Source organism: Rhodococcus sp. IEGM 1302 (assembly GCF_030056935.1).
Taxonomy (GTDB): Bacteria; Actinomycetota; Actinomycetes; order Mycobacteriales; family Mycobacteriaceae; genus Rhodococcus_F; species Rhodococcus_F qingshengii.
The window spans coordinates 13,511-37,892 of sequence record NZ_JASHKY010000017.1 but is presented as its reverse complement, the minus strand read 5'-3'; the positions used below and the strand labels follow the sequence as shown (position 1 = coordinate 37,892).

Here is a 24,382-nt window from a genome sequence, read left to right as displayed (position 1 = left end):
CCTACATTCACTTAGGTAAGCCTGCTCTCACGTGCGTACTGCGCTGAGTCGTGCAAGCACTTCCCTGATCAATCCCGAGGAGTTTCGCGTGTTCAGATCTGCCCGTCAGAGAATTCGTCCCCAGCGGAGGCGACGAATCGTTGTTGCGCTCATGCTGGCGGCGGCACTGCCTCTGACCGCCTGCACACAGTCGTCATCGGACGCCCAGGAAAACAATTCATCGGCATCCGCCGTCGAGGACGGCGCCTATCCCGTGACGATCAAGCACGCTTTCGGCGGGACCACCATCGACAAGGAGCCGACACGGATCCTCACCCTCGATTCCGCAGCGGCAGACACGGTCATCGCCCTGGGTGTCACTCCGATCGCGATGCAGAAGGACTCTTGGGCCGGCGACGCCGACGGGTTCCTGCCGTGGACCCGCGCCGAACTCGAAAAGTCGGGCCAGACGCTGCCCACGCCTGCGCCGTACTACTCCGACAGCGGCGAGCTACTGTTCGAGCAGATTCTCAATGCCGCACCTGATCTGATTCTTGCCCCGTACTCGGGCTTCTCCGAGCAGGATTACCAGCGCCTGAGCTCGATCGCCCCGACCCTCCCGTACGACACCAAGCCGTATCAGCCCAGCTCGTGGCAAAACCTCGCCACCGATGTCGGCAAGGCACTCGGGCGTCCCGCTCAGACCGCGGCGCTGATCAAGTCGGTTGAGGAATCGGTCCAGGAATCGAAGGCGAGTCATCCCGAATTCAACGGAGTCACTTTCGCCTTCGGTTCCTACATCCGTGAAGGAGAAACCGAAACCGCCATCTACGGTCCGGACGATCCGCGCGTCAAGTTTGTCGAAAACCTCGGGCTCACAGTCGCTCCCGACGTGGTGAACGGCGCCAAGAACTTTGCCGGCGACTCGTTCCTTTTCGGCATCAGTATGGAAAAGCTCGACACGATCGACACCGACGTGTATCTCGGTTGGGCAAGCGATCAGTCGGAAGTCGACAGCACATTGGCCAACACTCTGTTCTCGCGGTGGCCGGTCATCGCCAACGGCAAGGACCTGTGGATCACCGACAATCGCCTGACTGCGGCGACAATGTACGTCAGCCTTCTGAGTGTTCCGTGGGCGACCGACGAACTCGTGCCACAGTTGACCGAACTGGTCGCAAAATAGCAGCCCGCTCGGTCTGATCAAGCAACTGAAGGCCACTCACCGCGAAGTGTCGCGAAAACCACGGTGTCGGTCCACTCGTTCTTGATCCACGCGTTCTGCCGAAAATGTCCCTCTCGCCTCATACCGATCCGCTGCGCGAGTCGCGCCGAGGATTCGTTTCTCGAATCCATTCGCGCGACCACGCGGCGCAATCGGGGTGTCGCGAACGCGAGGTCGATCAGAGCGGTCACTGCTTCCGTCGCGAATCCTCGGCCGCCGAACTCGGGCGAAAATGCCCACCCGAGTTCGGCGGTGTGCTCGACTTCGGCTGTGCAATCAGATTCTTCGACTCGCCAAGCACTCACGCTTCCGACAACCCGGCCCCCGTACTCGACAACAAGTGCCACCGCGCCCGATGCCAGGTCGCGGCGAGACATTCTGGTCTGCACGGCCTCTCGAGCCTCCGCGAGACTCCAGGGTTCGTTGAGCAAATACCGGCATACGTCGCTGCGCCCGTAGAAGGTGAGAAGATCCCGGTGATCGCCTGGGCGGTAGGTACGGAGCACCAGCCGGTCCGTCCGGATCACACCCGGTGCAGGCCTCATCGCCACACCTACGTCCGCCATATCCATGCCGTCACGGTAGGTTCTTTCAAATTCGTAGGCGAATGAATATCGCAATGCTGTGCAGCGCTCAATGTTTGATTTGCCCTCCGACGGGCTACTTCACCACCGTAAAAGGTCGGGACAGGGAAATATGCCAGGCTATTTCGCGCTTGAAATCTAGGGGCGGTCATGTCCGAGGATTCACTTGTAAAGCAGGGTGTGGCAAAAGGAAGCGCGCTGGGCGGAGCCGTTCTCCTCATCACAGTCGGCGTGCTCGAAATCCTCCAAGGCATCTCGGCGATATCGGAGGACGACGTGACAGTCGTCGGCCCGGAATACACGTACCAATTCGACCTCACTTCGTGGGGATGGATCCACCTCGTACTCGGTGTGCTCGTCACCGCTGTCGGAATCATGCTCTTCACCGGCGCGACGTGGGCACGGGTAGGCGCGATAGTCATCTGTTCTCTGTCGATCCTCGCGAATTTCCTGTGGCTACCCCACTCGCCGTGGTGGTCGATCATCATCATCGCGCTCGACGTATTCGTCATCTGGGCCGTCGCGACCTGGAATCCCGAGATCATCTGAGGTCACCCGCCGAATCATCTTCGCAGTTCAGCATTTCAACTGTGCGCCAGTAGTTTCCGTCCCGGGAGGACCATCATGGCAAACGGCACGAGCGACGGACCACTCCAGGAGGACGAACGTGCCGAACTAGCCCGGTTGCGCGAAGAGGTAGCAACACTTCGCGAGCAGACTCCCAGCGCCCGCGAAACGACCGTCGAGAAAGTCTCCCGACCACCTCGACATGGGCTGCGGTGGACCGCGGTGACAATCCTGCTGGTGCTGGTCGCACTGCTCGCAGTCTTGTCGGTAACCACCCGCTTCGTACGTAGTCAGATCCTCGACACGGACCGCTACGTCAGCACGGTAGCGCCACTGGGTGAGAATCCAGCCGTGCAAGCGGAGATCACGAATCAAGTCACGGACGAGATCTTCGATCGCGTCGACGTCGAAGGGCTCACCACCGAGGCACTCACAGCATTGACGGACGTGTCGAATCTCGAAGCCAACGCCCCTCGCGTGGACCAGGCGTTGGTGGGTTTGGCACCGGTGATCGCCGGCCAGGCGAAGAGTTTCGTCCACGACACAGTGGCCTCGCTCGTTCGGACGCAGCAGTTCGAAGACCTTTGGATTCAGGCGAACCGAGCGGCGCACAACTCCCTCGTCGCCGTCATGACCGGAAACTACGGACCCGACTCGGTCGAGGTCGACCAGAGCGGAACGGTCAGCATTTCACTGAGCACGATCATCGACCGGGTGAAAACGGCGCTGACCGACCGCGGCTTCGCTTTCGCAGACAAAATCCCGTCCGTGGACAAGGAGTTTGTTCTCTTCCAGTCCCCCGAGCTGGTGAAGGCGCAGCGAGCCGTCTCGGCACTCGACAAGGTCTCGGCGGTGCTGCCGTGGTTGGGAATCGCTTGCGCAGCAGCCGCTGTCGCCGTTGCGCCAACCGGTCGCAGGCTTCGTACGCTGTCCCTGGTCGGTCTGTCGATTGCGTTGGGAATGCTTGTTCTTGCGATCGGAATTCTGATCGGACGTGCAATCTACCTCGACAGTGTCCCTACCGATATCCTCTCGCCAGACGCCGCCACCGCTGTCATCGACACAGTTCTGGTTCCGCTTCGGACGAGCCTTCGCGCGGTTGCGCTCCTCGGTGTGGTGGTGGGGCTCGGCGCCTACCTGATCGGTGGGTCGTCGTCGGCGATCGCCGTTCGTCGAGGCTACGGGCAGGCGTTGGACTTCGTCCGGCATTCTGCAAGCGGCCGAACGCCGAATCAGGTGGAGCGGTGGGCCAATCAGCTTCGTGTCCCACTGCGCTGTGCCATCATCGGCATCGCCGCCCTGTTGCTGCTCTTCTGGCGCTACCCCACCGGATTGGTCGTTGGTTGGATCGTCGTCATTGCGCTCGTTGCTCTCGTCGCACTGGAAGTATTGGTTCGTCCCGCACGCGCCGCCGCGCAGGACGCCGGGCCTGACGACGGCGGAACCGACGACGCCAGGCCCGGGGCAGAAGATACGAAAACTACGCCAGCGCCTTTGCCTTGATGGCCTGGAATTCCTCTTCGTTGATCGCGCCTGAGTCGAGAAGCTCTCTGGCGTCGGCGATCTGCTGAGTCGGCGATTTCCCGGCGACCTTTCGAATGTAATCACTCTGCGCGTGTATGTGCTGTTGAGCGGCTTCCATCGACCGCCTCGTCATTCCGTCATTCTTGACGACCACGTAGATCATCGCGGACAGGAATGGAATGACGAAGAGGAATATCATCCACAACGCCTTGGCCCAGCCCGAAGTCTCGTGATCACGGAACAAGTCGGTGATGATCGAGAACAACACGCTCAAGTACGCCACAAAGGCAAAGCAGACGAAGATGAACCAGAAGAATTCCCAGAAGCCTTCCATGTCAACGCTCCCTGTACTCGGTTTTACACATCAGGAGTTCGGGAGGCTGACGTTCCGCGCCTGAGCTCCTGCATTCGGCCAGAACTCCCTGGTCCAAGGTCATTTCAGTATGCGCCGACGATCCCCGTTCCGGCTACAGTTCGAAAGAGTTCAGACTCGCCGACCGCTCATCCATTATCGGAATCACGATTCTCCGATCCGAGATCTCTTGTCTGGCCGCTTTTTCGACCAGAAGAGGCACGAAGTCGCGGATCCGACATCCCGCAAAACGCTGGTGAATTGTTCGCACTCTGTTTTCGATCTCCGGTGGAGGAACGGCGGGATAGCGGGAAATCAGGCGAGTGATCACCCGCTCGACGTGAAGCAACTCTTCGTCGCCAGTCATCCATTAATGGTCGTCCGTCCAGCCGAGCACGTCAAGACTCGGAAAGGGTTCGAAAACAACACGATTCGGGTCTCGATTGCGAAGAGAATAGGTTCACCGAATATGGGGCATACACATAAGGGCGGACGGTTCCCCGCGCGCTCGCGTTGCGCTCATGATGCCAGGGAGTGGAAGTGGGAAAGAACGCTCGGATTCTTCACGACGACACCCCGTCGACCCTTACCGACGACGCGCCGCCCGTGGCAGAAAAGCCGATGAAGAACAAGGTGTACCGCCGCAAACTCAAGCCGTTGCACGGCGAACTCGTGGCTTTGCAGGAGTGGTCAAATCGTCTGGAGCCAAGGTCTGCATCGTATTCGAAGGTCGAGATACCGCGGGGAAGGGCGGTGTCATCAAAGCCATCACCGAGCGAGTGAGTCCGCGAGTGTTCCGGGTCGTTGCGTTACCCGCCCCGACCGAGCGAGAGCATTCGCAGATGTACGTCCAGCGCTACGTCCCGCATCTTCCGGCTGCCGGTGAGATCGTCATCTTCGACCGAAGTTGGTACAACCGTGCCGGTGTAGAACGAGTAATGGGCTTTTGCACCGAAGAACAAGCACATCAATTTCTCCAGCTCATTCCGACCGTCGAACGCGCGATCGTCGAATCGGGAGTCATTCTGCTCAAGTACTGGCTCGAGGTCAGCGAAGAACAGCAGCTCTTACGTCTGCAGAGCCGGATCGACGACCCTCGAAAGATCTGGAAGCTGTCGAATCTCGATCTGAAGTCGTTCAGTCATTGGTACGACTACTCGCGTGCCCGCGACGAGATGTTTCGCTTCACCGACACCGGCTGGGCGCCATGGTATGTCGCAAACAACAATGACAAGAAACGCGGACGACTCAACATCATCAGCCACATTCTGAGTCAGATCCCCTACGAGCCCGTGCAATCCACGGACATCACCCTACCGAAACGGCAGAAGGCTCACGGCTACCAGACGCCCAAACAACCGCTGCACTGGATTCCGACCCGGTATTGACGATCGCCAAGGAAAGGATGTGCGGTCATGAGCCCCACGCCGTGGCATGCGCAGAGTGGCGAATCAGTCGTGTCCGTACTGCAGTCGGACCCGGAGCGCGGACTGCAGTCGGATGAGGCCGACCAACGGCGACGACGCTACGGGTCGAACGAAATCACCTCGACGCCACCGCCGTCGACGTGGTCGATCGCGCTGTTGCAGCTGAAAGATCCGATGAACTTGATGCTCGTCGCCGTGGCCGCGGTCAGCATCGCCATCGGTGAAGTGCCGACAGCAATCGTGGTGGCGGTGCTCGTCGTGCTCAACATCGTCCTCGGAACTCGACAGGAGTTGAAGGCACGGGCCAGCGTCGACGCCCTCGCCAAGATGCAGACGCCCCAAGCACGGGTCATTCGTGACGGGAACCTGATTCAACTCGACGCTACCGAACTGGTGCCGGGTGACATCGTCCAAGTCGAGGCAGGAGACATCATCGCTGCCGACGGACGGTTACTCGCCACCACCACCCTGGAGACGCAGGAAGCCGCATTGACCGGGGAAAGCGCGCCGATACCGAAGGACCCGAATACGCTGAACAACGAGGATATTCCGCTCGGAGACCGCAGCAATCTGGTCTTCCAGAACACCTCGGTCACCCGCGGCACGGCGACCATGGTGGTCACCGAGACCGGGATGCAGACGCAGATAGGCCGGATCGCGTCGATGTTGTCGGCGGTCGCCCCTGGCAAGTCGCCACTTCAACGTGAATTGGACTCTCTCACCAAACTTCTCGGAATCATCGCGTGGACGGCAGTGATCGTCATCGTCGTCATCGGGCTCCTTCGTGGGCAGGACCTGACTACGCTTCTGCTCCTTGGTATCGCAATGGGAGTGTCCGCGATTCCGACCGGCCTGCCAACATTCGTCCAGGCGATGCTGGCCTACGGTGCCCGTCAACTGGCCGACGCCAAGGCCGTCGTGAAGAACCTGACCGACGTCGAAACACTCGGCGCGACCAGTGCAATCAACTCGGACAAGACCGGCACGCTGACCATGAACCAGATGACCGTCCGATCGCTGTACGTCCACGGCCGTTGGTACACGGTCGAGGGCGAAGGCTATGCCAAAGCGGGAAGGATAACGCAGGTTGCCGGCGAGGCGCCGCCCGACTTCACCCTTCTCGCATACGGACTGTGTCTCGACAGCGATGCAACGGTTTCCGATTCCGGGGAAGTTGTCGGCGACCCGACCGAGGCCGCGCTCGTGGTGCTCGCGGCAAAGATCGGTGCCGACGCCCCACTCACCAGACGGACCTACCCGCGGGTGGCGACGGTTCCGTTCGATTCCGCGTACAAGTTCATGGCCACGTACCACCATCTCGAAGTCGACGGCGTAAGTCAGTTCGTCGGATTGGTCAAGGGCGGACCCGATGTCGTCCTCGCTCGGTGTTCTTCGGCCTTTCTCCCCGGCCGTCGGCAGGTCCCGATCGAGGAAGTCCGAGACGAACTCACGGCAGCAAATCAGTCTATGTCCGAAAAGGGTCTTCGGGTGCTGGCATTCGCGGTCAGACGCCTCGACGGACGGGAAGACGCTGTCGTGGCCGACCCCATGTCCTTTGTCGAGGACCTGACGTTTGTCGGTATGGCAGGCATCATCGACCCGCTGCGTCCGGAGGCGGTCGATTCGGTGCGAACCGCACACCGGGCCGGCATCGAGGTCCGCATGATCACCGGCGACCATGCCATCACCGCCGCAGCGATCGGTGCCGAACTCGGACTCGGCCCGGGCTCGGTGGGCGGCGGCGAGTTGCAAGCGATGACCGATGAAGAACTGTCGACCGCGTTGCCGAACCTGCACGTGTTCGGCCGCGTCACTCCGCAGGACAAACTTCGCTTGGTCGATGTCATGCAGAGCGGTGGCGCCGTCGTCGCGATGACCGGAGACGCGGTCAACGACGCCGCCGCGTTGAAGAAGGCAGACATCGGCGTCGCCATGGGCTCGGGCAGTGAGGTGACCAAACAGGCGGGCAAGATGGTGCTCACCGACGACAACTTCGGTACCCTCATCACCGCGATCACTTTGGGCCGCAACATCTACGGAAAAATCGTCTCGTACATCCGCTACCAGATGTCGAAACTCTTCTCCTTGGTTCTCCTCTTCCTCGCTGCGAGCATCTTCAACATCAACGAGGGTGTGGCACTGACGCCACTGATGGTGCTGTTCCAGCACTTCTTCATCACACTGTTCCCCGTCGCCGTGATCATGCTCGACCCGCCGCCACCGGATCTGATGAACAAGCCTCCGCGCGATCCCAAGATGCCGATCGCACATCGAAGCGCAGTCGCTCAGTGGCTCGCGTACGGTGTCCTGCAATTTGCCGTGACACTCGCGGCGATGCTTCTCGCACCCGGTGAAATGAGTACTTCCGAGGCGAATGTTCCCATGACCACAGCATTCGTAGTGCTCTCTCTCGGTTCGATACTCGCGGGGCTGACTATGCGGCGTGATCCCGAGTCCGGCGTGGTTCCACCGGTTCTCGGTGCCATCAAGATCTTGACGATCCCCACGGTCGTGACCGTATTCGCCGTCGAGGCGGGCGTCCTCCAGGACCTCCTCATGACAACCTCACTGACCGGCGCCCAGTGGCTCGCCTGCCTGGGTTGGTCGCTGATCATCCCGGTTGTCGTCGAGTTGGACAAGGCAATTCGACGCCGCCGCCTCGCACAGGCACCTGCGCCTCTCCCTGCGACCACCGCGGTTGCCCCCGAGCGCGCCCGTTCGCTCCACTGAGGGAGGACAATCAAACGATGATGTGGGCGGAGAGTCTAGGTCGGCTACCGGGCGTCGCGACTGCCCGTGGGTATCGCCGCGAGTGGTTGCGAACAGACGTCACTGCCGGACTCGTCTTGACTGCCCTGCTCATCCCGGCAGGCATGGGCTACGCCGAGGCCGCCGGGTTGCCTGCGTACGCCGGGCTGTACGCCACCATCGTGCCTTTGCTCGCGTACGCGGTAGTCGGGCCCTCGAAAATTCTTGTACTCGGACCTGATTCGTCACTGGCGCCGCTGATTGCCGCCGCGGTCATACCGCTGGCAGTGGTCGGCGATTCGGAGAATGCGCTTGCACTAGCCGGTGTTCTCGCCATTCTTGTCGGACTCATCCTCGTGATCGGCGGATTCCTTCGTCTCGGCTTCGTGACCGAACTCCTCTCGAAACCGATCCGCCTCGGCTACCTCAACGCCATTGCACTCGTCGTCGTAGTTGGTCAGATTCCCAAGCTGCTCGGATTCTCCGTCGACGCGTCCGGTCTACTCGGTGAAATCGGCGGGATCTCAAAGGCCCTGGTGGGTGGCGACGTCGACCCCCTCGCTGCCGCCATCGGTGTCGGTTCGCTAGTCGTCATAGTCGCCTTCCGGCTCTGGGTACCTGTTGTTCCCGGCGTTCTGGTGGCCGTTGTCGCGGCCATAGTCTTGTCCGCTGCCGCCGGTCTCACCGATGACATCGGCATGGTCGGCGCACTGCCGGAAGGACTCCCCCTCCCTTCCGTCGGTGGAGTCACCTGGCAGGACGTCGGCCATCTGATCGGGCCCGCCGCCGGTATCGCATTGATTGCCTTCGCCGACACCGGCGTTCTCTCGCGCACCTTCGCCGCCCGCCACGGCGAGGACGTGAACGGCAGTACCGAAATGAAGGCGATCGGTGTCGCGAACGTGGCCGGCGGGCTGTTCGGCGGGTTCCCGATCTCGGCGAGCGGGTCACGAACTCCGGTAGCCGAACAGAGTGGGGCGCACACACAATTGGCCGGCGTCGTCGGGGCGCTCGCGGTCCTGGTGTTCGTCCTCGTCGCTCCCGGACTCACGGCATATCTGCCCGATGCAACACTGGCCGCCGTCGTCATCGTCGCCGCGTGTGCACTGATCGACGTGGGCGGCATGGTCCGCATGTGGCGCATGAGCACCGTGGAATTCGGCCTCGCCGTCGCGGCGTTTCTGGGCGTCGCCCTGGTCGGTGTGCTACAAGGCATCCTTGTAGCGATCGGACTGTCCTTCGCAGCGGTCATCGCGCAGGTATGGCAGCCACATCGAACCGAACTCGTCGAGACGGGCGAACCCGCCGGATTCCACGACATCGAACGCCATCCAGATGGGCATCGCATCCCCGGCCTGGTGTTGGTGAGGTTTGACGCGCCACTGTTCTTCGCGAACGGCGAGATCTTCGACGAGTACGTTCGCTCCGTCGTCGCCAAGGCGCCAGATCCGGTCGACTGGGTGGTTATAGCCGCCGAACCGATCACCGGACTCGATACAACGGCAGTCGACGAACTCGTCGATCTGGATACATTCCTCGAAGGCAAAGGAATTCGGTTGGCATTCGCAGAGATGAAAGGTCCGATCAAGGATCGACTCATCCGATTCGGAGTCGGGGATCGATTCGATTCGACGCACTTCTACCCGACCGTCGAAGCCGCCGTGAACGCATTCCGCACCCGAACCGACGACTGACAAACGCCAGGCAGTCGGGAGCCGTGGCTGCATTGGGTACCGTTTGGTATGGGATTCACGACGGACAATGTTCCGGCACGCCGTATCGCTCAGGTCGCCGGCGTGGGCGGTATCGCCGTCGGCGTTGTCGCGCTGATCGCGTTGTACTCCACCAAGCCGATCAACCCGTTGATCGCCGTGGCCTCCTTCGTCCCGATACTGCTTGCGGTCACACTCGCAGCGTCCCTGATATGCCTGGTCTTTCGCCGCTGGATCCTGCTGGCGATCTCGGTGGTACTGATTGCGGTGGGCGCGTCGGTGATCAGTCCACTGTATGTGGCAAACAGTTCCGAAATCGACGGGCCGACTCTGCGCGTAATGCAAGCAAATCTTCTCTTCGGGCAGGCAGATCCCGCCAGTTTGACTGCGACGGTGCGCGAGAAGGCAGTCGACGTCCTGACGGTTCAGGAACTGACCACATCACTCGAAGGCTCTCTCAGAGATCAAGGACTCGAGCAACTGCTGCCGCATCACTACTTGGTACCGGACGAGGCCGGCGGGGGTGGCGCCGGTATTTACAGCCGTTATCCGCTGACGGAAACTCGGGAATTGAACGGATTCGGACCGACCAATCTTATTGCCGAAGTGGGCTTCTCGACTCCGTTCACCCTTCTGGCGGTTCACCCCGGACCGGCGTACGTGACCCCGCCCGACGTGTGGACTGCCGAGCTGAGCACTTTGCGAAACGCGCTCGACGCTGCTGCCGCCGAGGAAACCGTCATCGTCAGTGGCGACTTCAACACCACATTCACGCACAAGCAATTCCGTGACCTCCTCGATGTCGGCTACTCCGATGCCGCAGACCAATTGGGAGTAGGCATCGTGCGCACCTATCCGGCGGACAAGAAATTTCCCGCGATCGTCGGCATCGACCATGTACTTCTGCGGGGCGGACAGGCGAAGTCTCTCGAGCGGATCGAGATCGAAGGTTCCGATCACTTCGGCTTGATCGTCGACGTGGCGATCCCCAACTAGTCGGAGAGCACCCGACCCGCGCGAACGCGTTGCGGATCACCCGTGCTTCGGCATGCTTCGACCCGACACATCGATCGTCCGATGCAGGTGATGCGGCGTACGCAGGACGATCGACCGGTCCACCACGGATACGCCCGGAAACTGGTCGGCGAGATAACCTTCCAGACGCTGCACGTCGTCGATCGAGCGCAGCCACACCGCCAATGCGATGTCGTAGCTGCCGATCGTAGAAGCAACAAGCCTCGCCTCACGCAGGTGCGAAAGACGCTGAGCAATTGCCTCCTTTCGCCCGTCGAGACGTAAGAAGTACCAGGCGTAGACCGGCCAGCCGGAGTAGGGCCGAGCAATCTCCGTGCGGACGACCAGTCGCCCCGTCGACAGCTCGTGAGAAAGGAGCGCCCCAGCGCGAGCCGGCGTGACTCCGAGGGCCGCAGCGAGTGCCGAGACGGTGACACGTGGTTCGCGAGAAAGAATGTCGAACAGCTGCGACTGTTCCTCTTCGCCGGCGCGTACACCACGAATCTTTCCCGCCGGGGCCGACTCGAGCGCGGCAATTTCTTCCGCATCGAGAGCACGTAGACGCCAGTTCCTCGCGTCGGAGTTCGCCGAGGACACGATCTGAGTTCGCATCGCGGTGATCATCGGCAGGGATTGTGTTCGCTCCAACACGTACCTGGACAATTGATCGAGGTCAGTGCAGGTGAGCGTGACGAGCAGATCCCGATTGCCGGTTGTGAGATCGACTGTGAGAACTTCGGGATCGTGCGCGATCTGTTCGGCAACGCTCATGGTCTGTGCCGGTGCGCATTCGATCTCGAGAAGTGCGGTCGCCGACACGATGGGTCCACCACGGTACGCAGCGATCCACGCTATTCCTTGCGAGTGCAGACGCTCCCAACGCCTGGTCAGGGCGACCGGGTCGGAACCGATCGCGCGTGAAAGCTCGGACCACGACGCTCGCGGCCTGATCTGCAGTGCGTTCAACAGCCGAAGATCGTCGTCCTTGAGCATCTGATCCTGCACCGAGGACCTCACTTTCAAAAGAATGCTGCACCGAAACAGGATCGAAACGCGTCGATCCTAACTTCATCACATCAATAGTCCACCAAATCCTGAGCCTCGAGAACCCTTACTTCTTGCGTTCGTTCGCCCCCTCGAGAAAGACACCGACATGACCGAAGCATTCCCTGTCTCGCATGACGATTCCCCAGTCAGCGATCAAAACGCGACGCAAAAAGTCGTTTTCGCCATGCAGTCGCCACGCCTGTGGATCGTGGTGACTCTGCTCCTCGGGCTTGCGGCAGGCGCGCAACTGATCGGCCCCGCAGTGATTCCCGTCGGCGCTGCCGCCATCACGATCCTGCCCATGGTGTGGGGACTGATTGCCGGCGGTGTCGTCTCGAGCCAGAAGTGGAAACCACTCGGCCTCGACCTTCAGGCTGCGGCCTCGGCAATCATGGGCCTGGCTGTTCTCTTGCTTTGTGCAAGGTTGTCTTTCACCATCGGCCCGAACATCCAATTGTTGTTCGAGGCGGGCCCCGCACTGCTACTGCAGGAATTGGGGCACTTGTTCGGCACTATCGCTCTCGCACTCCCGCTGGCGGTACTCCTTCGGATGGGGCCGGCCACCGTCGGAGCAACCTTCTCCATCGACCGCGAGGGTTCCTTCGCAATGGTCAGCGAACGCTACGGCCCCGATTCCGACCAGTACCGTGGAGTCCTGTCGATGTACGTCTTCGGCACTCTGTTCGGTGCCGTGCTGATCAGCCTGATTGCGTCACTGGCTACATCCTTCAACATCTTCGACCCCCTCGCATTGGCGATGGGTGCCGGCGTCGGATCCGGCTCGATGATGGCTGCCGCTGCCGCCAGCGTCGTTTCGGCGCACCCCGAGATGGCCGACCAGGTACTCGCCGTGGCGGCCACATCCAACATCATCACCGGCCTCCTCGGCGTGTATGTCGGCATGTATGTCGCACTCCCCCTTGCTGATCGAATCTACGGCGCACTCACCAAGCGCTCGAAGACGACCAGCGAACGGAAAGCCGACACTGCCCCACGAGCGGTTGCGCCGAGCGTCACCGTGCCGCTGACCACGATCGTTCCGATTCTGTTCGTCGGTGGGGTCATCGTCTCCTCGATCGCAGCGGGTGGCGTATCTCGATCGATCATCGTCGGTTACTTGATCCTCACCGGATTGTTGCTCCTGGGCGTCGGCGTGGCCCGCCTGACCCGCGGCAAGATCGCGGCGATGATCGCAATCATCACCATCGGCGCCTTGGCGACAACACCGTGGTCCCCCATCGGTGATTTCGTCTCGAGCACCGTCGGGACTGTCGACTTTCTCTCGATCTGCACCCTCACCTTGACTGTCGCAGGTCTCAGCCTCGGCAAGGACCTTCCCTTGCTCAAGACGATCGGCTGGAAGATCGTGCCCGTCGGAATCGTCGCGATCCTCGCCTCTTACCTACTTTCCGTGGTCGTCGCGGAGTTCGCGCTGGGCCTCTGGCACTAGAACTGCACCCGAAAACGCTGAGAACCGAAGACACCGTGATCCGAAGACACAGAGAACCAAAGATGTTGAAAGGAAGCAATACCCATGTCCATCGCTGACACCCGCACCCGCACAGACTCGGTTTCGAGCACGATCGAGAAGTGGGCATCACGCCTCATCGACGTCAGCCACACCATCCATGCTCACCCAGAATTGGCATTCGAAGAGCATCATGCGTCGGCCCTCTTGGCGGACGCCGCGCAGGAAGCCGGCTTCATGGTTACTCGCGCCGCCTACGGCCTCGAGACGGCATTCGAAGCGGTGCGGGGCTCCGGCCCTTTCCGCGTCGTCGTCTGCGCCGAGTACGACGCCCTTCCCGATATCGGTCATGCGTGTGGACACAATGTCATCGCCGCTGCCGGACTGGGAGCAGCGATCGCGCTCGGAGAGGTCGCGGAGGAACACGGCCTGACCGTCGTCCTTCTCGGTACGCCGGCCGAAGAACATGGCGGCGGGAAAGTCTTGCTGCTCGAACGTGGCGCATGGGAGGGCGCGGCGATGTCGATCATGGTCCACGGCGCTGCAGGTGAAGACGTCAGCTGCACCGTCACCGGAACGCAGGCAGTCGACCGGTTCGACGTGACCTACACCGGAAGAGCCGCACACGCGGCCGCTGCGCCACACAAGGGCATCAACGCAGGTGACGCCGCCACGATCGCCTTGGTCGCCATCGGACTTCTCCGTCAACAACTTCCGTCCGACGTCAGGCTCAACGCCTATGTCGAGCACGGCGGCGAAGCAACAAACATCATTCCGGCCTCGACGTTGGTGCGAGCGGAAGTTCGGGCCGCAGAACTCGACGTGCTGTTGGACGCCAAACGTCGTATGCTCTCCTGCTTCGAGGGCGCAGCTGTGGCCAGCGACTGCTCCTGGTCGACCGAACGCGCCGAACCGCGCTACGAGGAGCTTGTTCAACATCGCGTGCTGGCGACGATCTGGGACGAGGAGATCGCGAGCCTGGGCCGCACCGCGGCCGCCCGAACTCCCCTGACCGGCGGCTCGACAGACATGGGCAACGTGTCGAAGGTGGTTCCCTCGATCCACCCGATGATCGCGTTACGCGGCGTTACCGGAGTTCCTCACACGATCGAGTTTGCCGCTGATGCCCGCTCCGCAGCGGGCGACGAAGCTGTTCTGCACGGAGCAATTGCAATGGCACGCACTGTGATCCGAGCCGCCACCGGGGACTCGCGCTCCAACCTCCTGACGATTGCGGCCCAGCGCGAGTCAGGAGCGACTACCGTCACGAGCGCCGAATGAGCACCACCGGCGTCTATGTTTCCGCGCTCGAATTCTTCTCCATCGGCATCGGGCCCTCCAGTTCACACACGGTCGGTCCGATGCGAGCCGCCCGCACTTTTGTCGGCGAGCTCTCCGACGCCGGCTTGACCGCGTCGGTCGACCGAATTCGCTGCAATCTGCACGGCTCTCTCGCCGCCACCGGAATAGGGCACTGCACTCCCGACGCGGTGATCGCGGGACTTCGTGGGTTGGATCCTGAAACGTGCGAGCCGAACGACATTCACGGGCGTTGGGCCGAGCTCTCGGACGGCGGATCGGTGAAGCTCGTCGGCGGCTCACTCGGGCACGTTGTGTTCACTCACGAGGACATGGTGTTCGAGCCGCTCGTTCGCCGTCACGGGCACCCCAACTCGATGACACTGACCGCCTTCAGCGGTCGCGAAATCGTCTGTACGAGTACATATCTGTCGATCGGTGGCGGATTCGTACTGCGTGCCGGAACGGAGACGCAAGCAAGCGCGCATTCGATCAACTCACGCTATCGAACCGCGAAAGAGCTACTGGCGGAATGCGGCTCCGGAACTATCGCCGAACTGGCACTGTCGGACGAAATCGCGATACACGGCCAGGATCGGGCATTCACCGGCATCGACGCGATCTGGTCCGCGATGCGCGACTGCATCGAACGCGGCACCCAGACCGAAGGTGTATTGCCCGGGCGTCTCGGAGTTCGCCGAAGAGCACGGTCCGCGAACATTCAACTGGAACAACGTAACTGCGCACCCTCCTCACGCGAGTGGCTGACCGTCTACGCCATGGCGGTCAACGAAGAAAATGCAGCAGGTGGCCGCGTGGTAACGGCTCCGACGAACGGTGCCGCAGGCATCGTGCCGGCAGTGCTATACCACCACATACGTGCGGCGGGCGCCGGTGTTCACGACGTTCGAACCTTTCTCCTCACCGCAGCCGCAATCGGATCGATCATCAAGGCGAATGCCTCGATCTCGGGTGCGGAGGCGGGGTGCCAGGGTGAGGTCGGAGCTGCCTGCGCGATGGCGGCAGCCGGCTTGTGCGCTGTCATGGGCGGATCACCACGACAAATCGAGAATGCCGCTGAGATTGCCATGGAACACCATCTGGGGCTGACCTGCGATCCGGTTGGTGGCCTGGTCCAAATCCCATGCATCGAACGAAATGCCGTAGCCGCCTCGACTGCAGTCACCGCAGCTCAGCTCGCATACCTCGGTGACGGGACGCATGTGGTGAGCCTCGATACCGTCATCGAAACCATGCGCCAAACCGGAAACGACATGTCCGTGCGTTACAAGGAAACAAGTGAAGGCGGGCTCGCCGTCAATGTCGTCGAGTGCTGAGGGGGATGTCGACGGCAGCGGCGAGGGCGGGCGGACGCCGTCGCAGGAAATATCATCCTCTCGAACGATGAAGTCCGGTGTACCGATTTCTACACTCGGTGACATGACTTTGTGGACGGTGACCAGATGATCGCTCATCACGCTGGAGGAATCCCACTGCACAATTCTTCACGGCACAACACTGCGGGGCCGTCGCGCTCGACGCAGTCCTCCGGTCGCAAGATCGCCGCGTTGATCGCGTTGGTCGCCGGTTTCTCCGCTGCCTTCGTTCTCGCCCCGGGCATGCTGACGAGTAGGCCGGGTGATGGGTACGCAGACCAGGGAGAACTCGTCGAGACGGTCCGCGCCGCGTTCGTCGAATACTGGAGTTCCGGTGTCCAAGCCTTCTCGCCAAGCTTGGAGTCCGCTGTCGACTACTGGCTGCGGTACCACGTGGCCAAGGCCGTGATCGCGGTAATCCTGCTGACGGTTCTGCTCGCACTCGGCCGGATGCTCAAGGCGTCGTTCGTGAACGCCGGCCCTCTGACGGCTGGAAAGAAACTCGCATTCGCCTCGGCGGGAGGGCTGGTCACGCTCCTCGCGATGTTTTCCTCGGTACTCGTGATGGCAAATATCCAAGGTGTCGTTGCACCCTTCTCTTCGCTGATCTCGATGTTGCCCGTGGCCCAGGCGGATGGGGCACTTGGCGACACTGTCGGGCAGGTCCGCCAACAGCTCGCTCAGTCGACGGGCACCGGAAACCAGCAAAGCCCTGTCCTCGAACTGATGATCAGCGACTTCGCGCGGTATCACTTGGCCATGGCGGTGATCGCGCTGATCGCGGCAGCAATATCACTGACCGTGACTGTGGTCGTGTGGGCACGCTTCGCGAGAACGGCGCGATCCGAGCGACGGACGAGATTCGTGTCGGGGTCGATCGGTCTTCTCACTGCACTGTTCACGCTGGGATTGATCGTTGTCGGCGTAGCAAATATGGGCACCGCGGCAGACCCGGCACCCGCGCTGGCGGCGTTCTTCGACGGCGGAATCTGACCCAAGCCAAGGGTTCAGGCCAGGGTTCCGTAGTCCCCCGGTACCGGTTGAGGAGGTACCTGGGGACTGCGTCTGCCGTACCCGGGGTCGATGTGTGAGTGCCCTCGGACGGGCAGAGTTCGACTCATGAAAACCGGAGCAAGACGCATCCTGCTTGTCGGCCTGTGCAGCGCCATGGTTGTCGGAGCTGTAATCAGCTGCAGCACGGACAAATCCACAGACACATCCGACAAGATCATGGACTCGACCATCACCGACCAGCTCGATTCGATCGTCGACGCAGCGGTGAATTCGACCGGGATTCCCGGTGCGATGGTGGGCATTTGGGGGCCCGACGGCAACTACGTCAAGGTTGCAGGAGTCTCGGATACGGCAACCAAAGCGCCGATGGAAACCGACTTCTACCACCGGATCGGCAGCGTCACCAAAACATTTACCGTGACCGCCCTGCTGCAATTGGTCGACGAGGGAAAGATCGGTCTCGATGATCCGATCTCCAAGTACGTCGACGGCGTCATGGAAGGTGATGCGATCAGCTTGCGTCACCTGGCAGGAATGCGCAGCGGCCTCGTGGACTACACGACGTCCGAACAGTTTGTGATGGAATATCTTTCGGATCCCCGCCGAACTTTCACACCGGAGGAACTCGTCGGATACATCAAGGACCTCCCACTCCAACTTCGACCAGGGACCACCGTCGACTACTCGAACACCAACACTGTTCTGCTGGGCATGGTGATCGAAAAGGTCTCCGGCTCAACACTGTCGGACGTCATCGACACCAAGATCACGACACCACTCGGAATGGAGCACACCAGCTTTCCCACCACCAACGCGTTCCCGACACCACACGCTCAGGGGTACACCAACCAAACGCTCGACGAATCCGTGACCGCGGCGACGGACTGGAATCCGTCGTGGGGCGGCGCCGCGGGTGCAATGATCTCGTCGTTGGACGACATGCGCATCTGGGTTCCGGCGCTGGCCAAAGGCGATCTCCTGACCGACGCCACTCAGAAGCAGCGCCTGCAAACCGTGAGCTTGAGCGAAGGGGACGACAGCTCCGGCTACGGACTCGGTTTGTTCAACAGCGGCGGCTGGATCGGTCACAACGGAAGCCTGCCCGGCTACAAGACAGTCTCGGTCTACTTGCCCGAGAAGGACACAACCCTGGTCGTCTTCATCAACACCGACATCGACGGAGAGACCGACCTGACCAGTGCTTTGATGGTGCCGATCACCAAGTTGATCAGCCCGGGCAACGTCTACGGCTGATCACCTCGGGTCCGATCCACAATTCGGACGAAAGTGACATCTCGGGTTTCGATCTGTCGATAGGCTCGACCGTCGACAGATCGAAACCCGAAAGAGGCACTCATGGGATCGTTGAACGACTGGCTTCTCGACAGCGACAGCCCGCTCGTGGGGATTGTGGGTGGCATCCTACTGACGATCGCAATGCTCTCCGGCGGTTCAGGCATGTAACCCACCGCTCCCGATATGGCTCCGCACAGCGGTGGACGTTCAGTGCGTGATCCAACGAACATGTTCGTTACGAACATGTTCGTGTACGGTGAAATCATGCCCACTCAGCCAACAAGTCCGTCGAGCCGTCGCAATCGTCCGGCCAAACCCGCTCTGACACGCGAGGGCATCGTCAGTACCGCGGTGGAAATCTTGCGGTCGGAGGGCTTGCAGAAATTGACGATGCGTCGACTCGCCCTCGAACTCGACACCGGGCCGGCATCGATGTACGTGTACGTGCGCAATACCGCCGAATTGCACGCCGCCGTTCTGGAAACACTTCTCGGAGTGGTCGACCTCGCCGAAAATTCCTCCGACACTTGGCAAGCTCGCCTTGAACGGGTGTTGACCTCGTACACGGCCGTGCTGTTCGATCATCCCGGTCTCGCCCAGTCGGCACTCGTTTCCCGACCCAGCGGAGTTCACTACGTACGCCTGCTCGAGCGCCTGCTGGCATTGCTCGAAGAAGGCGAAGTCCCTCCAGATCAAGCCGCGTGGGGCGTGGACTTGCTACTGCAGTACGCGACGTCCACTGCTGCCGAACACTCGGCGCCGAACAATTCCGCCGACGCGGATGCCCGATGGAGCGCGTTGACCGACGCAATCCAGAACGCAAACCCGCAGACGCACCCACTCGTCGCAAGACATGCAACAGCTCTACTTGCCGGTGAACCCTCGGCGCGCCTCTCCTGGGGATTCCGCACGCTCATCACGGGCATCGAGAACACCCCACTCACTTCTTAGGAACCCACCATGAACCACTACCCCATCGCAATCATCGGCGCCGGCCTCGGTGGCCTCACCCTCGCCCGAGTCCTCCATCTCCGCGGAATCGATTCGGCGGTATTCGATCTCGAATCCGGACCGACAGCCAGAACTCAAGGCGGGATGCTCGACATCCACGAAGACTCGGGTCAGATCGCGCTTCGTGCCGCCGGCCTCTATGAGGAGTTCCGCGGCCTCGTCCATCAAGGCGGGGAAGAGACACGCGTCCTCGATCGAAATGCCGTCGTGCACCTGAGCGAGCAGGACACCGGAGACGGCGACCGCCCGGAAATCGACCGCGGCCAGCTGCGTGACCTACTGCTCAGCTCAATTCCGAAGGAAACACTCCACTGGGGAGCCAAGGTCCGCAGTGCTCATCCGTTGCCGGATGGTCGACACGAAGTTCACCTCGCGGATGGCACCCACTTCACCACCGATCTCCTGGTCGGCGCCGACGGTGCGTGGTCGAAAATCCGTCCATTGGTTTCAAACGACACTCCTGCGTACACCGGAATATCTTTCGTGGAGTTCGACCTTCACGACGCCGACAACCAGCACGTGGATGCCGCTGAAACCGTCGGCGGCGGAATGATGTTCGCACTCAGTGCCGACAAGGGCTTCCTTGCCCACCGTGAGACCGACAACAGTCTGCACATCTATGCCGCCCTGCGAGTTCCCGAGAGCTGGGCAGCGAGTGTCGACTTCTCCGACGATCACATCGCGAAGAAGGTTCTGCTGGAACACTTCTCGGACTGGGACGAGTCACTGCGTTCACTGATCGTCGAAGCCGACAGCTCGCTGACCCCTCGCCCCATCCATACCCTTCCCATCGGCCACAGTTGGAGCCGTACTCCCGGGGTCACTCTGCTCGGGGACGCGGCACACGTTATGTCGCCGTTTGCCGGAGAGGGTGCGAACCTGGCAATGCTCGACGGCGCGGAACTCGGCCAGGCGATCGCGTCGCACAGCAGCACGGAGGAAGGGCTAGCTGTCTACGAAGAGCGCCTATTCCCACGCAGCGCCGCGGCGGCACAACAGTCCGCTGATGGACTGGACATGTGCTTCGGCGAGAACGCACCCCAGGGGCTCGTGGACATGTTCACCTCACTCCCGTGACCTGACAAACTCGGATCAGGTCGTCACGTCCACGTGGGCAAGCGACGAGGACAAACCGCGATGGGCTTCAACTTGATCGAGTAGTTGGTGGGCTTTCTGCTCAACCACGGACACTGCATCGGCACCGGCAACCCAACGACGTGGGGGTAGCGGCGAATCGACAAGTGCCACAAGTGCCGCGGCAAGTTTCACCGGATCCCCGCCCTGGGCACCGTTCATACTCTTCCACGCTTCGACGGTCTCGCCGGTCCGAGCGTCGTAATCGTCTATCGACAATTCCGGCCAGACCGACGACGCACCCTCGACAAGCAGTTCGGTCCGGAAGAATCCCGGCTCCACGATCATCGTCCCGATTCCGTACGGTTCGACATCGAATTGCAATGATTCCATCCAACCCTCCAGCGCAAACTTCGACGCCGCGTAGGCTGCGCAAAACTCCTGACCAACCAGGCCCGCAAGCGAGCTGACAGTCACGACACGTCCACTCCGTTGCCTACGCATTACCGGCAACACCGCCCGTGTCACATTGATCGGCCCGAAAAAGTTGGTCTCCATCTGAGCGCGAAGTTGCGCCGGACTGACAACCTCGAAGAACCCGGCGTAGAAGTTTCCGGCGTTGTTCACCAGTACATCGATTCCACCAAATCGTGCAACTGCCGTGTCCACCGCAGCATATGCGGCTTGATCGTCGGTGATGTCCAAGGCAATCACCAACAGGTCGTCATGCGCACCGATCGCTGCAGAAACACGGTCCGCATCACGCCCCGTTGCCACCACCGCGTGCCCGGCGGCAAGAGCCGCCTGAGCAATATCGACTCCCATCCCCCGGCCTGCGCCGGTTACGAACCAGACCTTCTTGTCACCCATGTTCACTGTCCTCCCGTTTGATGGAGTCCAGTACAGAACAGATTCCACGGGCCTGGGAGTGCCTATCGTTCCCGGTAACAGCAGACCCCTCGACGCCCCTCCTACTCGCGAAGAGTCGTCAAGAAGGCAATACGGTCGCCGCGGTAGAGCGAACGAACGCGCTCGATCGGCACACCGTCCGGGTCGACAGACGTCCGGTGCAATAGAAGCATCGGCATCGAGGTGGTGGACTCGACGAGGGTTGCCTCCCGCGGTGAAGCGAGCACCGTCTCGATCCGTTCGGTTGCGGAGGCAAAGACCACGCCGATGGAACGGATAGCCGCGTACAGCGACGTCGTCGCATCGAAAGCGTCGAGCATCTCACCGAACCTGCTGTCCGGCAGGAACGTTGATTCGAGTCCGATCTTCTCTCCGTCGGCGAAGAGAACACGCTCGAGATGAACGACGCTGTCACCTGGTTCGATACCCAATTCCGTGGCGAGACCGTCGTCGGCCGACATTCGTTCGAAGGTCACAACCTTACGACTGGGTACTCGCCCAGCGCTCAGAGCACCTTCGGTATAGGAACGAATCGATAGCGGCTGAACCAACTTCGGACTCGCGACGACAGTGCCCCGCCCCCGCCGCTCGATTCGCCCTTCGACAAGAAGATCACGAAGCGCTTGACGGACCGTCTCGCGAGCGACTGTGAACCGCGCCGCCAATTCCCGCTCGGACGGGACTGCGTCGCCCTCCTCGAGCCCACTGAGAATGGTCTCGATCTCGGTGCGCACCCGGTAGTACTTCAACTCCGGTTCGATCACGACGCTCGAGGTCCCCGGCCCGGTGGACGTCTGCTGATTCATGGCGCAAGCGTACAAGAATTCGGTCTATACCAATTGTTAACCTGGAGTTCGTCTCGATTCCCCCTATTGGTCTAGACCAAACGTCACTATCTCTACATGCGAATTTTGATTGTGGGCGGAGGGATCCTCGGAACGGCGCACGCCGACGAGGCAATCCGTCGGGGACACGACGTCATCCATCTCGAACGTGAGCCCGAAGCCCGCGGTGCCACGGTACGGAACTTCGGCCTCGTCTGGGTATCCGGGCGAGCCCCGCACGAACTCGAAGCTGCGCTGCGCTCGCGCGAACTGTGGGCAGACCTTGCCGCCCGTGTCCCCGGCGTCGGATACCGCCCAGCCGGCTCCATCACCCTCATGCGCACCGAGGAGGAGGTCGCGGTCGCGCAGGAAGCGTTCTCTCGGCCGGACGCCGACAACCGAGGGTTCGCGCTTCTGGATCCCGACGCCGTTCGCGTCGTCAACCCCGCGCTCCGGGGCAAGTTTCTCGGCGGACTGCACTGCACGCTGGACGCCGCTGTCGAGTCACGGCAAGCGCTCCCCGCCATCCGTTCTTACCTCGAATCCACCGGCCGTTACACCTTCCACGCCGGAACGGAAGCCCGCGAGATCACGACGACCACCTCCGGCGCACACATCCGCGACGACCACGGTCGCAGCTTCGACGCCGATCTCGTGATCGTCTGCCCCGGAGCAACACTCGGCGGATTGGCTCGCGATCTCGCCGGCGATCTCCCGTTGCGCCGTGTGCGCCTGCAGATGATGCAGACAGCCCCACTCGGCGAAAAGCTCACCACCGCAATCGCTGACGGTGACAGCTTCCGCTACTACCCGGGTTTCGCCGGATCTGCCCTCGATCACCTCCGTACAGTACAGCCGCAGGAACCGACTGCCGAGGAGCACCGCATGCAACTCCTGTGCGTGCAGCGCTTGCACGGCGGTCTGACCATCGGCGACACCCACGAATACGAGGAGCCCTTCGACTTCGACGTCGACGAGGCGCCCTATCGCCATCTGTCCGGAGTCGTGGAAACACTTCTGGGACGCGATCTTCCGCCAATCGTCAAGCGTTGGGCGGGCGTCTACAGCCAGTGCATCGACCCCTCACAACTTGTTCACCGCGCACAAGCCGCCGACAACGTCTGGGTGGTTGCCGGCCCCGGTGGCCGCGGTATGACGCTCGGCCCGGCACTGGCGGAACAAACCGCCGACCAGCTCGGTCTCTGAATCTCTCCGACAAGAAAGACTTCTCATGTCTCCGATCACCCTCGCCGTTCTCGACATGGCCGGCACCACCGTCGCCGACGACGGACTGGTTCTTCGCGCCTTCGCTGCCGCCGCTGAAGCCGGCGGACTGCCCGCCGAAGGCCCGGAAGCCGACGCCGCTCGCCAGTACGTCCTCGACACGATGGGCCAGTCGAAGATCGTCGTGTTCCGGGCGATTTTCGGTGACGAAGACCGCGCCCAGGCCGCGAACGCCGCCTTCGAAACCACGTACGACTCCCTCATCGACCAGGGCCTGGCCGAGCCGATCCCCCGCGCCGAGAAAGCCATCACCACTTTGCGCGAGGCCGGCATCAAAGTTGCCTTGACCACCGGGTTCAGCCGATCGACGCAGGACAAACTCCTCGTCGCGCTCGGCTGGGAAACCCTCGCCGATCTCACCCTCTCCCCCGCCGAAGCCGGTCGCGGTCGACCGTACCCGGACCTGATTCTGACTGCCCTGCTCAAACTTTCGATCGACGACGTCCACCAGATCGCCGTACTCGGCGACACGTCCAACGACGTGCTCAGCGGCATTCGTTCCGGCGCATCCATCGTCGCCGGAACTCTGACCGGCGCACACGACGAGCAACAGCTTCGCGACGCCGGAGCCACCCACATCGTCCCGTCCGTGACGGAGTTCGCCGAACTCCTCACCCACTCCTGATCTCACCTCCGAAAAAGGAATCG

At 61.6% G+C, this 24,382-nt stretch carries 21 protein-coding genes and 1 pseudogene; 16 read left to right on the top strand and 6 right to left on the bottom strand.

Going from position 1 to position 24,382, the window contains the following annotated elements; translation table 11 throughout:
- Positions 1–88: 88 nt before the first annotated feature.
- Positions 89–1,165 carry an iron-siderophore ABC transporter substrate-binding protein gene (locus tag QM609_RS20640; protein WP_223304443.1) on the top strand — a complete coding sequence of 359 codons (1,077 nt, stop codon included), beginning with the start codon at positions 89–91 and terminating at the stop codon, positions 1,163–1,165.
- 17 nt (positions 1,166–1,182) lie between these two features.
- On the opposite strand, the gene QM609_RS20635 is transcribed toward QM609_RS20640, so the two are convergent.
- Entirely contained in the window at positions 1,183–1,776 is a 594-nt protein-coding gene (locus QM609_RS20635) for a GNAT family N-acetyltransferase (protein ID WP_050656477.1), read from the bottom strand.
- Between the two features lie 162 nt (positions 1,777–1,938).
- On the opposite strand from QM609_RS20635, the gene QM609_RS20630 reads away from it, so the two are divergent.
- Positions 1,939–2,337 (top strand): DUF7144 family membrane protein, encoded by a 399-nt coding sequence (locus tag QM609_RS20630; RefSeq protein ID WP_050656478.1) that lies wholly within the window; start codon positions 1,939–1,941, stop codon positions 2,335–2,337.
- Positions 2,338–2,412: 75 nt separating this feature from the next.
- The gene (locus QM609_RS20625) at positions 2,413–3,858 is read left to right on the top strand and encodes a hypothetical protein (RefSeq protein WP_050656479.1); all 1,446 of its coding nucleotides are present in this window, start codon (positions 2,413–2,415) and stop codon (positions 3,856–3,858) included.
- Here QM609_RS20625 and QM609_RS20620 read toward each other — a convergent pair.
- Complete coding sequence (locus QM609_RS20620) at positions 3,836–4,213, bottom strand: SHOCT domain-containing protein (RefSeq protein WP_003942794.1); 378 nt, start codon at positions 4,211–4,213, stop codon at positions 3,836–3,838. The genes QM609_RS20625 and QM609_RS20620 overlap by 23 nt on opposite strands.
- Before the next feature lie 133 nt (positions 4,214–4,346).
- Entirely contained in the window at positions 4,347–4,598 is a 252-nt protein-coding gene (locus QM609_RS20615; protein WP_050656480.1) for a three-helix bundle dimerization domain-containing protein, read from the bottom strand.
- Positions 4,599–4,852: 254 nt separating this feature from the next.
- Between QM609_RS20615 and ppk2 the strand changes: the two are divergent.
- From ppk2 to QM609_RS20595, 4 genes and pseudogenes are all read left to right on the top strand, one after another.
- Positions 4,853–5,619: pseudogene (ppk2, locus tag QM609_RS20610) on the top strand (polyphosphate kinase 2).
- A gap of 27 nt (positions 5,620–5,646) precedes the next feature.
- Positions 5,647–8,388 carry a cation-translocating P-type ATPase gene (locus QM609_RS20605; RefSeq protein ID WP_050656481.1) on the top strand — a complete coding sequence of 914 codons (2,742 nt, stop codon included), beginning with the start codon at positions 5,647–5,649 and terminating at the stop codon, positions 8,386–8,388.
- A gap of 17 nt (positions 8,389–8,405) precedes the next feature.
- Positions 8,406–10,100: a SulP family inorganic anion transporter gene (locus tag QM609_RS20600; RefSeq protein ID WP_050656482.1), complete on the top strand. Its 1,695-nt coding sequence runs from the start codon at positions 8,406–8,408 to the stop codon at positions 10,098–10,100.
- A gap of 48 nt (positions 10,101–10,148) precedes the next feature.
- Complete coding sequence (locus QM609_RS20595; RefSeq protein ID WP_050656483.1) at positions 10,149–11,114, top strand: endonuclease/exonuclease/phosphatase family protein; 966 nt, start codon at positions 10,149–10,151, stop codon at positions 11,112–11,114.
- 36 nt (positions 11,115–11,150) lie between these two features.
- On the opposite strand, the gene QM609_RS20590 is transcribed toward QM609_RS20595, so the two are convergent.
- Positions 11,151–12,149 carry an Lrp/AsnC family transcriptional regulator gene (locus QM609_RS20590; protein ID WP_283337384.1) on the bottom strand — a complete coding sequence of 333 codons (999 nt, stop codon included), beginning with the start codon at positions 12,147–12,149 and terminating at the stop codon, positions 11,151–11,153.
- Positions 12,150–12,363: 214 nt separating this feature from the next.
- Between QM609_RS20590 and QM609_RS20585 the strand changes: the two genes are divergently transcribed.
- From QM609_RS20585 to QM609_RS20555, 7 genes are all read left to right on the top strand, one after another.
- The gene (locus tag QM609_RS20585; protein WP_228232584.1) at positions 12,364–13,629 is read left to right on the top strand and encodes a DUF3100 domain-containing protein; all 1,266 of its coding nucleotides are present in this window, start codon (positions 12,364–12,366) and stop codon (positions 13,627–13,629) included.
- 84 nt (positions 13,630–13,713) lie between these two features.
- A complete protein-coding gene (locus QM609_RS20580) occupies positions 13,714–14,928 on the top strand; it encodes an amidohydrolase (RefSeq protein WP_050656485.1) in 1,215 nt (404 codons plus the stop codon).
- On the top strand, positions 14,925–16,283 hold the full coding sequence (locus QM609_RS20575) for an L-serine ammonia-lyase (protein ID WP_050656486.1): 1,359 nt from the start codon (positions 14,925–14,927) through the stop codon (positions 16,281–16,283). The genes QM609_RS20580 and QM609_RS20575 overlap by 4 nt, the downstream gene beginning before the upstream one ends.
- Positions 16,284–16,409: 126 nt before the next feature.
- Positions 16,410–17,315 (top strand): hypothetical protein, encoded by a 906-nt coding sequence (locus tag QM609_RS20570; protein ID WP_218960095.1) that lies wholly within the window; start codon positions 16,410–16,412, stop codon positions 17,313–17,315.
- A gap of 126 nt (positions 17,316–17,441) precedes the next feature.
- A complete protein-coding gene (locus tag QM609_RS20565; protein ID WP_050656488.1) occupies positions 17,442–18,590 on the top strand; it encodes a serine hydrolase domain-containing protein in 1,149 nt (382 codons plus the stop codon).
- A gap of 306 nt (positions 18,591–18,896) precedes the next feature.
- The gene (locus tag QM609_RS20560; protein ID WP_050656496.1) at positions 18,897–19,583 is read left to right on the top strand and encodes a TetR/AcrR family transcriptional regulator C-terminal domain-containing protein; all 687 of its coding nucleotides are present in this window, start codon (positions 18,897–18,899) and stop codon (positions 19,581–19,583) included.
- Between the two features lie 9 nt (positions 19,584–19,592).
- Entirely contained in the window at positions 19,593–20,720 is a 1,128-nt protein-coding gene (locus QM609_RS20555) for an FAD-dependent oxidoreductase (RefSeq protein WP_050656489.1), read from the top strand.
- Between the two features lie 15 nt (positions 20,721–20,735).
- On the opposite strand, the gene QM609_RS20550 is transcribed toward QM609_RS20555, so the two are convergent.
- Together QM609_RS20550 and QM609_RS20545 are read right to left on the bottom strand one after the other, a co-directional pair.
- Complete coding sequence (locus tag QM609_RS20550; protein ID WP_050656490.1) at positions 20,736–21,587, bottom strand: SDR family oxidoreductase; 852 nt, start codon at positions 21,585–21,587, stop codon at positions 20,736–20,738.
- A 101-nt stretch (positions 21,588–21,688) separates the two neighbouring features.
- On the bottom strand, positions 21,689–22,432 hold the full coding sequence (locus QM609_RS20545) for a GntR family transcriptional regulator (protein WP_007734901.1): 744 nt from the start codon (positions 22,430–22,432) through the stop codon (positions 21,689–21,691).
- A gap of 96 nt (positions 22,433–22,528) precedes the next feature.
- On the opposite strand from QM609_RS20545, the gene QM609_RS20540 reads away from it, so the two are divergent.
- Positions 22,529–23,656: a TIGR03364 family FAD-dependent oxidoreductase gene (locus QM609_RS20540; RefSeq protein WP_050656491.1), complete on the top strand. Its 1,128-nt coding sequence runs from the start codon at positions 22,529–22,531 to the stop codon at positions 23,654–23,656.
- A 25-nt stretch (positions 23,657–23,681) separates the two neighbouring features.
- Positions 23,682–24,359, top strand: a complete 678-nt coding sequence (locus tag QM609_RS20535; RefSeq protein WP_050656492.1) for a phosphonatase-like hydrolase — start codon at positions 23,682–23,684, stop codon at positions 24,357–24,359.
- The last annotated feature ends 23 nt before the right edge of the window (positions 24,360–24,382 follow it).

What these genes read in the sequence shown, in the direction of transcription:
- QM609_RS20635 (WP_050656477.1), bottom strand. Translation starts at nt 1,776, where the DNA reads ATGGATATGGCGGACGTAGGTGTGGCGATGAGGCCTGCACCGGGTGTG.
- QM609_RS20630 (WP_050656478.1), top strand. Translation starts at nt 1,939, where the DNA reads ATGTCCGAGGATTCACTTGTAAAGCAGGGTGTGGCAAAAGGAAGCGCG.
- QM609_RS20625 (WP_050656479.1), top strand. Translation starts at nt 2,413, where the DNA reads ATGGCAAACGGCACGAGCGACGGACCACTCCAGGAGGACGAACGTGCC.
- QM609_RS20620 (WP_003942794.1), bottom strand. Translation starts at nt 4,213, where the DNA reads ATGGAAGGCTTCTGGGAATTCTTCTGGTTCATCTTCGTCTGCTTTGCC.
- QM609_RS20615 (WP_050656480.1), bottom strand. Translation starts at nt 4,598, where the DNA reads ATGACTGGCGACGAAGAGTTGCTTCACGTCGAGCGGGTGATCACTCGC.
- QM609_RS20605 (WP_050656481.1), top strand. Translation starts at nt 5,647, where the DNA reads ATGAGCCCCACGCCGTGGCATGCGCAGAGTGGCGAATCAGTCGTGTCC.
- QM609_RS20600 (WP_050656482.1), top strand. Translation starts at nt 8,406, where the DNA reads ATGATGTGGGCGGAGAGTCTAGGTCGGCTACCGGGCGTCGCGACTGCC.
- QM609_RS20595 (WP_050656483.1), top strand. Translation starts at nt 10,149, where the DNA reads ATGGGATTCACGACGGACAATGTTCCGGCACGCCGTATCGCTCAGGTC.
- QM609_RS20585 (WP_228232584.1), top strand. Translation starts at nt 12,364, where the DNA reads ATGCAGTCGCCACGCCTGTGGATCGTGGTGACTCTGCTCCTCGGGCTT.
- QM609_RS20580 (WP_050656485.1), top strand. Translation starts at nt 13,714, where the DNA reads ATGTCCATCGCTGACACCCGCACCCGCACAGACTCGGTTTCGAGCACG.
- QM609_RS20575 (WP_050656486.1), top strand. Translation starts at nt 14,925, where the DNA reads ATGAGCACCACCGGCGTCTATGTTTCCGCGCTCGAATTCTTCTCCATC.
- QM609_RS20570 (WP_218960095.1), top strand. Translation starts at nt 16,410, where the DNA reads ATGATCGCTCATCACGCTGGAGGAATCCCACTGCACAATTCTTCACGG.
- QM609_RS20565 (WP_050656488.1), top strand. Translation starts at nt 17,442, where the DNA reads ATGAAAACCGGAGCAAGACGCATCCTGCTTGTCGGCCTGTGCAGCGCC.
- QM609_RS20560 (WP_050656496.1), top strand. Translation starts at nt 18,897, where the DNA reads ATGCCCACTCAGCCAACAAGTCCGTCGAGCCGTCGCAATCGTCCGGCC.
- QM609_RS20555 (WP_050656489.1), top strand. Translation starts at nt 19,593, where the DNA reads ATGAACCACTACCCCATCGCAATCATCGGCGCCGGCCTCGGTGGCCTC.
- QM609_RS20550 (WP_050656490.1), bottom strand. Translation starts at nt 21,587, where the DNA reads ATGGGTGACAAGAAGGTCTGGTTCGTAACCGGCGCAGGCCGGGGGATG.
- QM609_RS20545 (WP_007734901.1), bottom strand. Translation starts at nt 22,432, where the DNA reads ATGAATCAGCAGACGTCCACCGGGCCGGGGACCTCGAGCGTCGTGATC.
- QM609_RS20540 (WP_050656491.1), top strand. Translation starts at nt 22,529, where the DNA reads ATGCGAATTTTGATTGTGGGCGGAGGGATCCTCGGAACGGCGCACGCC.
- QM609_RS20535 (WP_050656492.1), top strand. Translation starts at nt 23,682, where the DNA reads ATGTCTCCGATCACCCTCGCCGTTCTCGACATGGCCGGCACCACCGTC.